At 53.9% G+C, this 7622-nt stretch carries 6 protein-coding genes and 2 tRNA genes; 3 read left to right on the plus strand and 5 right to left on the minus strand.

Annotated features, from left to right (window positions below; translation table 11 throughout):
• Positions 1-101 precede the first annotated feature (101 nt).
• From ligA to JXO50_00175, 3 genes are all read left to right on the plus strand, one after another.
• Positions 102-2180, plus strand: a complete 2079-nt coding sequence (ligA, locus tag JXO50_00165; GenBank protein ID MBN2331500.1) for an NAD-dependent DNA ligase LigA — start codon at positions 102-104, stop codon at positions 2178-2180.
• A gap of 36 nt (positions 2181-2216) precedes the next feature.
• Complete coding sequence (locus JXO50_00170; protein ID MBN2331501.1) at positions 2217-3125, plus strand: sensor domain-containing diguanylate cyclase; 909 nt, start codon at positions 2217-2219, stop codon at positions 3123-3125.
• Between the two features lie 163 nt (positions 3126-3288).
• Positions 3289-3759: a hypothetical protein gene (locus JXO50_00175; GenBank protein MBN2331502.1), complete on the plus strand. Its 471-nt coding sequence runs from the start codon at positions 3289-3291 to the stop codon at positions 3757-3759.
• 96 nt (positions 3760-3855) lie between these two features.
• Here the strand turns inward: JXO50_00175 and JXO50_00180 are convergent, their stop codons facing one another.
• The 5 genes from JXO50_00180 to JXO50_00200 form a co-directional block, all read right to left on the minus strand.
• Positions 3856-4191, minus strand: a complete 336-nt coding sequence (locus JXO50_00180; protein MBN2331503.1) for a cupin domain-containing protein — start codon at positions 4189-4191, stop codon at positions 3856-3858.
• Positions 4192-4292: 101 nt separating this feature from the next.
• The gene (gene ileS / locus JXO50_00185) at positions 4293-7073 is read right to left on the minus strand and encodes an isoleucine--tRNA ligase (GenBank protein ID MBN2331504.1); all 2781 of its coding nucleotides are present in this window, start codon (positions 7071-7073) and stop codon (positions 4293-4295) included.
• Positions 7074-7145: 72 nt separating this feature from the next.
• Positions 7146-7222: transfer RNA gene (locus JXO50_00190), tRNA-Asp, on the minus strand.
• A 34-nt stretch (positions 7223-7256) separates the two neighbouring features.
• Positions 7257-7329 (minus strand) — tRNA-Val (locus JXO50_00195).
• A 14-nt stretch (positions 7330-7343) separates the two neighbouring features.
• Positions 7344-7616, minus strand: coding sequence for an HU family DNA-binding protein (locus tag JXO50_00200; protein ID MBN2331505.1), 273 nt, complete (start codon positions 7614-7616; stop codon positions 7344-7346).
• Positions 7617-7622: the final 6 nt, after the last annotated feature.

Consider the following 7622-nt stretch of genomic DNA (forward strand, 5'->3'; position numbering starts at 1 on the left):
CAGAGGCAGCCTGAAGCCTCCTCTATAAACTTTTTCAGAGCTTATTCACATTCTCAGGCTGTCCAAACAATGGGGTCCACCCCAACCGGCAGGCAACACTGATGGAACAAAAGCAGGCCATCCCTGACGAGAGGATAGTCAAACGCCTTGAGGCCTTGCGCCGGGAAATCACCTACCACAACCATCGCTATTACATCCTTGACCAACCGGTTATTTCCGACAGCGCCTACGATTCCCTGCTCAGGGAGCTAGAGGCACTGGAGGCCCAATACCCGGAACTGATCACGCTCGACTCGCCAACACAACGCGTCGGCGCCACCCCCCTGGAAAAATTCAGCAAAGTTGACCATCTGCTGCCGATGCTGAGCTTATCCAACACCTATGCCAGCCAGGAGATTATTGATTTCGATGAACGCCTGAAGCGGGCTCTGGCGATGGACGGCGAACTGACCTATATTGTCGAGCCAAAGCTGGACGGCCTGGCAGTGGAGCTGGTATACGAACAGGGAATCTTTGTTCGTGGTTCAACCAGAGGGAATGGTTTTACCGGCGAGGATATCAGCCAGAACCTTAAAACTATCGCTTCTCTCCCCTTGTGCTTCCTCTCCAGGGATGCGGCGCCGGCAAGGATTGATATTCGCGGTGAGGTCGTCATGCCTCTGGATGAGTTCGAAAAACTTAACCAGGAACGAGCCCGGGAAGGCCATCCTCTTTTTGCCAACCCCCGTAATGCAGCAGCCGGCTCCTTGCGGCAGCTTGACGCCCGCATAACCGCCGGGCGGCGACTTGATCTTTTTTGCTATGGAGCGGGATATCATCAGGGGATCTCCTTCGCCACTCAGCAGGAAGTTCTCAACCAGCTTGCAAGCTGGGGCTGCAAGGTCACCTCTCAACGCTACCAGGTAACCGGCAGCCAGGCAGTTATTGAATGCTGCCAGGTAATCGAAGCGCTGCGGAACCAGTTGCCCTATGAAATTGACGGCACCGTCATCAAAGTTGACTCTCTCCTGCTCCAACAGCAGCTGGGGGAAAAATCCCGCAGCCCTCGATGGGCCATCGCTTACAAATTTAAAGCCCGTCAGGAAACCACCCACGTCGTGGACATTACCATTCAGGTCGGCAGAACCGGCGCCTTGACTCCGGTGGCAATTATGGAACCGGTCCGCATCGGCGGCGTTGAGGTAAGCCGGGCAACCCTGCACAATTTCACCGACCTGCTCCACAAGGATATCCGCATTGGTGATCGGGTCATTATTGAACGGGCCGGCGATGTCATCCCGGAAATTGTCGCTGCCCTTCCGGCAGCCAGAAACGGTTGTGAGCGGCCAGTCCCTCTGCCGGAAGCCTGTCCGGTTTGCGGCGCCCATGTCATGCGAGAACCTGACGGCATCATTCTCCGCTGCACCGCCGGACTTTCATGTCCGGCCCAGCTGAAAGGAACCATTAGCCATTTCGCCGGCAAACGGGCAATGGATATTGACGGCTTGGGGCCAAAACTGGTACAACAACTCGTTGAAAGAAACGTCATTCAAGATGTTGCCGATCTTTACAGCCTCTCATTGGAAACCCTATCCAATCTGGATCGTTTTGGAGAGAAATCAGCCCGTAAGCTGCTGGCGGCCATAGAGGCCAGCAAACGTCGACCGTTGGCCTGCCTGTTGTATGGCCTGGGTATCCGCCATGTGGGAGAACATCTGGCGGCTGTGGTTGCCGATCATTTTCCCCGCATTCTGGAGACCGGCACGCCGTCACTGGAGCAGCTGATGCTGACCAGAGAAATCGGTCCCCAGGTGGCACAGAGCATCCATGAATTTTTTCAGGAGGAAAAAAATCTTGCGGTAATCAGCAAACTGCTAGCCCGGGGGGTAGAACCAGTGCTACCCCGGCCTCGAACTCCACGGCCACTGGCCGACAAAACATTTGTCATAACCGGTACCTTATCCAACCCCCGTGAGCTGATTAAGCAACGGCTGGCGGATGCCGGTGCCAGAATAACCGGTTCAGTCAGCAAACACACAGACTATCTGGTTGCCGGGGATAACCCCGGGTCAAAACTGCAAAAAGCCCGGGAGCTTATGATTCCCGTGCTTACAGAAGGACAACTGGAAGAACTGCTGACCGCTTCCCCAGCCTTAGAGCAGCTGCTGCTGCCACTGGCTGACAGGGACCATACAGCATAATCTTTTACTCTCTTTAAGACCGGAGACTGACCACCAATGCCACCGAAATCTCAGGGGAGCAAAAACCAGATACTGAATGAGGATTTTTTCCATCGATTTGCCGAGCTGGGCTACACCTGGGAATCGTGGTATGACCCGGCTGGCAACTACCTTTACGTTTCTCCTGCCTGTGAGCGGATCAGCGGCTACAGCCCGGATGAATTCTACCAGGACAGCCAGCTGATGGAACGCATAATCGATCCAAAATTTCGCAACACCTGGCGTAACCATATTCATAAAAGGCTTGTCTCCGGCGAACTGGAACGGCTGGATTTACGGATTATCACCAAAAATGGTGACGAACGGTGGATCGGCCATTACTGCCAGACGATCTATGACCACAACGGCCAGATTCTAGGCACCCGCAGCACCAACACCGACATCACCATCAGAAAGCAAACCGAAGATGCCCTGGAAAAAGCCGCCCGTCTGGATCCTCTGACCGGCATCCTTAATCGCCGGGCTTTCATCCGCCGGCTTGACGATGAAAAGATTCGTTTTCTCCGCAACAACCGACCTTTCTGTCTGGTCATGGCTGACATCGATTTTTTCAAAGAGGTCAACGACACCTACGGACACAGTGCCGGGGATCATATCCTGGTCCAGCTGGCCAACTTGATGACAACCACCCTGCGCTCCCAGGACAGTATCAGCCGCTGGGGTGGCGAGGAGTTCCTCTTTCTCCTGCCGGAAACCGACCTTCATGGCGGCATCTATGCTGCTGACAAGCTGCGAAGCCTGATTGAAATTCATGACTTCTCCTATGAGCAGCACCATCTGTCCATCACCGTCAGCTTCGGGATCTCTGTCTATCAGGAGGGCATGACCATCGATGATTGCCTGAGAAAAGCCGATGACAATCTTTATCTGGCAAAAAGGAAGGGCCGCAACCAGGTCGTTTCATAGATTGCCCGCAGGATGGCTACGGGCAGAAATGCAGATCTTCCTTGGAATGGTTTGATGGCAGGGGCATCACGCTGCTCCAGGGCGGCGGCAATGGGCACTATGAATATTCCCACAGACGAGTTCCATGCCGGGCTATCCGAAAAATCCAACAACGGAGGAAACCATGGGCAACCATCGCCGCCAACACGTCTGCCGCTGGCTTTCTATTATAGCGGCTGTTTTTCTCTTTTTTGCCATCACCCAAGCAGCTGAGCAAGCCAGCCAAAAACCCGCAGTTGAAGTACCAATCAGCTACGAGAACTATGATGCCATAATCAATGGCACCATTTCCCGGCAGGCCACCACCTCACCGCTGAACATCAGCGGCACGTTCACCAATAACTATTGGGAAAGCCTCTGCAACATCAATGCGTACATCACGGTTATCAGACCGACAGCAGAAAAAGAGCAACCACTGCGGCTCTATCTGGGCGACCTCGAAGAGAGGAGTAAGACATCATTTCAGTCCTCGGTTCCCGCGCCGGAAAGGGTGGGTACTATCAACCTCACCATCACCTATGAGATCTGCAGCAAACGCGCCCAAAGTCCACCTGAGTTCATCTCAGTCGATATCAGCTGGCCAAAGCAGGAATGAGCTGTCGCATGGTACAGCGGACAATGAAACAGGCCATCAAAACCCTTTGCGTATCAATCTTGGCCGGGGTTTTGCCCAACATCGGCGAACGTCCTGCTATGACAGTGGAATGAGGCACATAAAGGTCAGTCCCTGGGGACCCGCCTGGAAATTATGACTCTCCCCACCGGGGATGAACACCACTTCCTGAGGTTTCAACGCCGATTGCTGGCCATTGAACGTCAGCACGCCGCTGCCGGCAAGAATAAAAACCTCATGCTCAAAATCATGGTCATGGTAGGGAGTTTTCCCCTCCGGTTCCACTTCAAAAATCCGCATAGCAAAATTTTTGGCACCGTCCGCCTCATTGATGACCCAGCGGACACTGACCCCCTGCGCCCCTTCTATCTCCACCGGCTCCAAAGGTACGTCGGTATAGTGAACATGTTTCATTGCTCCATCTCCTTGTTTTAACGGTAGTTACTGAAACAGCCGGTTGCCGGAAGATGCCCCGACACGGCGCATATTTCACCTTGAGCAGCTACAGCAACCCATCATAGCTGCTGCCGGCAACGATCGCAAATCCCCGGATGATTGTCGGTTGCTTCGGTCAACATCGTGCTATAGCGCCAGCAGCGCTGACATTTGTCACCGGCGGCCGGAGCTACGGTCACCTTCACATCAGGCTGCTCGTCACTCTCGCCCTTTTCTCCAGCAGCCAGCACCAGCACCTCCACCTGGGAAACCATGAAAATATCCGTCAACTGCGGCTGGTAGCGCTGCAGCAGTTCCAGCGTCTCTCCCCGGGCAGCCAACTGCAGACGGGCATCAAGGGAAAGGCCGATCAGCTTTTCCTGCCGGGCGGTCTCTAGCTTCTTCAAAGCTGTTTTACGAATATCGAGCAACCCGCTCCAGACCGCTGCCAACTGCGGATTGAAACAGCTTTCAGGCAGCAGCAAAAACTCATGGAGGAAAATGCTGTCATCAGTTTCAGCTGCCGGCATATGCTGCCAAACCTCATCGGCAGTAAAGGAAAGGATGGGGGCGCACATACGCACCAAGGCGTTGACAATCAGGTGAAGAGCGGTCTGGGTTGACCGGCGCATGGACGAATCGGCGGCCGTGATATAGAGCCGGTCCTTGACCACATCAAGATAAAAACCACTCAATTCGACCACGCAAAAGTTATGGATGGCATGATATATAGCATGAAATTCATAGGCTTCATAGGCAGCCAGCACCTTTTTCTGCAGCTGGCACACCTGATGCAACGCCCATTGATCCAGCTCTTCCATGCTGCCATAGTCAACCGCATTGACGGCAGGATCATAGTCAAACAGGTTGGCCAGCAGGAACCTGAGCGTATTTCTGATCCGCCGGTAGGCCTCCACCAGCCGGGAAAGAATCTCCTCGGAAATCCGGATATCATCCCGGTAATCCTGGGCGGCTACCCAAAGACGAAGGATTTCAGCACCATACTTCTTGACAACTTTTTCTGGAGAAATAACGTTGCCAGCCGATTTGGACATCTTTTTCCCGGCCCCGTCGACAACAAAACCATGGGTCAGAACCGCCTTATAGGGGCTGGTTCCCCGGGCCCCCACCGACGCCAGCAGGGAGCTGTGGAACCAGCCTCGATGCTGGTCGCTGCCCTCCAGGTAGAGATCAGCCGGATACTCAAGATAATCACGAGCCTTAAGAACGGCGGCATAACTAACCCCGGAATCAAACCAGACATCAAGAATATCCGTTTCCTTATCAAAGACATCATGCCCGCAATCCGGGCAGACAGTTGCCGGCGGCAGGAAAAAGGCCGCATCTTCAGCGAACCAGACATCTGCCCCCTGCTCGGCAAACACATCAGCAACCCTGTTCATCAACTGTTCATCAATCAGCGGCCGGCCGCATTGCCGGCAGTAAAATACCGGGATCGGCACCCCCCAGACCCGCTGCCGTGAAATGCACCAGTCCGGACGGTTTTCAACCATACCATAGATCCGCTCACGCCCCCAGGTCGGAATCCAGGTAACCTGGTTAATCGCCTCCAAGGCCCGCTGCCGGAGATCGTTACGCTCCATGGAAATAAACCATTGTTCCGTGGAACGAAAAATGATCGCTTTCTTGCACCGCCAGCAATGGGGATAAGAGTGTGACAGCGGCTTGCTGGCCACCAGGGCACCACACTCCTCCAGTTTGGCGATCACCGCCGGGTTGGCGGCAAAAACAAACTGGCCGGCAAAGAATTCCACCTCATCGGTAAAACGCCCCTGGTCATCAACCGGCGCATAGACATCAAGGCCATAGGCAAGGCCAACTTCATAGTCTTCCTGGCCATGCCCAGGCGCCGTATGCACACAACCGGTTCCCGCTTCAAGGGTAACGTGGTCACCCATGATAATCAGCGACTGCCGTTCATAAAGGGGATGGCGACAGGTGCAACGCTCAAAATCCTTTGGATTCACTGTTCCCAGAACGTCACCCCGGTCCAGCCCTGCCTCGACACAAAACTTTTCCCGCAGACCCTCGGCAACGATATAGACCTCATCATCAACCTGCAGTGCCTCATAGACTAAATCAGGATGGAGGGCAATAGCAAGGTTGGCAGGGATTGTCCATGGCGTGGTCGTCCAAATGACCAGAAAGACCTTCTGGCCGGCAAGAAAAGGATAGGTGGCTGACAGATCATCTTCCAAGGCAAATTTCACGTAGATCGAAGGTGATGTTTCATCCTCATACTCGACCTCAGCTTCGGCCAGGGCCGTCTGGCAGGTTGAACACCAGTAGATGGGTTTTTTTCGTTTATAGAGTCCTCCATTGCCGGCAAACTTAGCCAGCTCCCTCACTATAGCTCCTTCATAGGGGTAGTTCATGGTCAGGTAGGGATTATCCCACTCACCAAAGATCCCCAGACGCTCAAACTCATCCCGCTGGATGGCAATAAACTTGGCGGCATAATCCCGGCAGGCTTGGCGAACCTCCACCTGGCTCATTTCTGCCTTGCGGCGACCAAGGTCTTTATCCACCTGATGCTCGATGGGCAGGCCATGACAATCCCAACCGGGTACATAATGGCAGCGGCAACCGGCCATTGATCGGGCTTTCAGAATAATATCCTTCAAAATCTTGTTGAGCGCATGCCCCATATGGAGATGCCCATTGGCATAAGGAGGACCATCATGGAGGACAAAGGCTGGAGCCGCAGCCCGGCGCTCAAGGAGGCGCCGGTAGACAGCCCTCTCTTCCCATACCCTGATAGATTCAGGTTCACGCTGCACCAGATTGCCCCGCATGGGAAATCTGGTTTGGGGTAAATTCAAGGTTTCCTTGTAATCCATGAAAACATTCTCCTTCGGTAAAAGCAAAAGAGCTACTCGCCCAAAGACAAGTAGCTCTTTCTTATGAAAAAATGGCGGGAGCGACGAGACTCGAACTCGCGGCCTCCGGCGTGACAGGCCGGCGTTATAACCAACTTAACTACGCCCCCGCAGATGAAACTCTATCCTGTTACCATATAAAAATAGGCGGAACAGGGCTCGAACCTGTGACCCCCGGCTTGTAAGGCCGGTGCTCTCCCAACTGAGCTACCCGCCCACAAAGCACGCAGGTTAGTTCAAATCATCCTTCAAAGCTTTGCCTGCCTTGAACTTCGGAACGGTGCAGGCGGGGATCTGAATTTCGTCCCCGGTGCGGGGATTTCTACCAGTCCTGGCCGGACGTTCAGCAGCATAAAAGGTTCCAAAACCTACCAGCGTGATCCTTTCACCTTTTTTGATCCCGGTCTTCACTTCTTCCATAAAAGCCTTCAGTACTTTCTCAGCTGCAGCTTTGGATACTCCTGCTTTCCCAGCAATCGCCTCGACCAATTCTGCTTTTGTCATAAGTCA

Origin of the sequence: Candidatus Anaeroferrophillus wilburensis, assembly GCA_016934315.1 — a bacterium.
Lineage (GTDB): Bacteria > Desulfobacterota > Anaeroferrophillalia > Anaeroferrophillales > Anaeroferrophillaceae > Anaeroferrophillus > Anaeroferrophillus wilburensis.

Coding starts and splice junctions, on each gene's coding strand:
- ligA (MBN2331500.1), top strand. CDS start 102: ATGGAACAAAAGCAGGCCATCCCTGACGAGAGGATAGTCAAACGCCTT.
- JXO50_00170 (MBN2331501.1), top strand. CDS start 2,217: ATGCCACCGAAATCTCAGGGGAGCAAAAACCAGATACTGAATGAGGAT.
- JXO50_00175 (MBN2331502.1), top strand. CDS start 3,289: ATGGGCAACCATCGCCGCCAACACGTCTGCCGCTGGCTTTCTATTATA.
- JXO50_00180 (MBN2331503.1), bottom strand. CDS start 4,191: ATGAAACATGTTCACTATACCGACGTACCTTTGGAGCCGGTGGAGATA.
- ileS (MBN2331504.1), bottom strand. CDS start 7,073: ATGGATTACAAGGAAACCTTGAATTTACCCCAAACCAGATTTCCCATG.
- JXO50_00200 (MBN2331505.1), bottom strand. CDS start 7,616: ATGACAAAAGCAGAATTGGTCGAGGCGATTGCTGGGAAAGCAGGAGTA.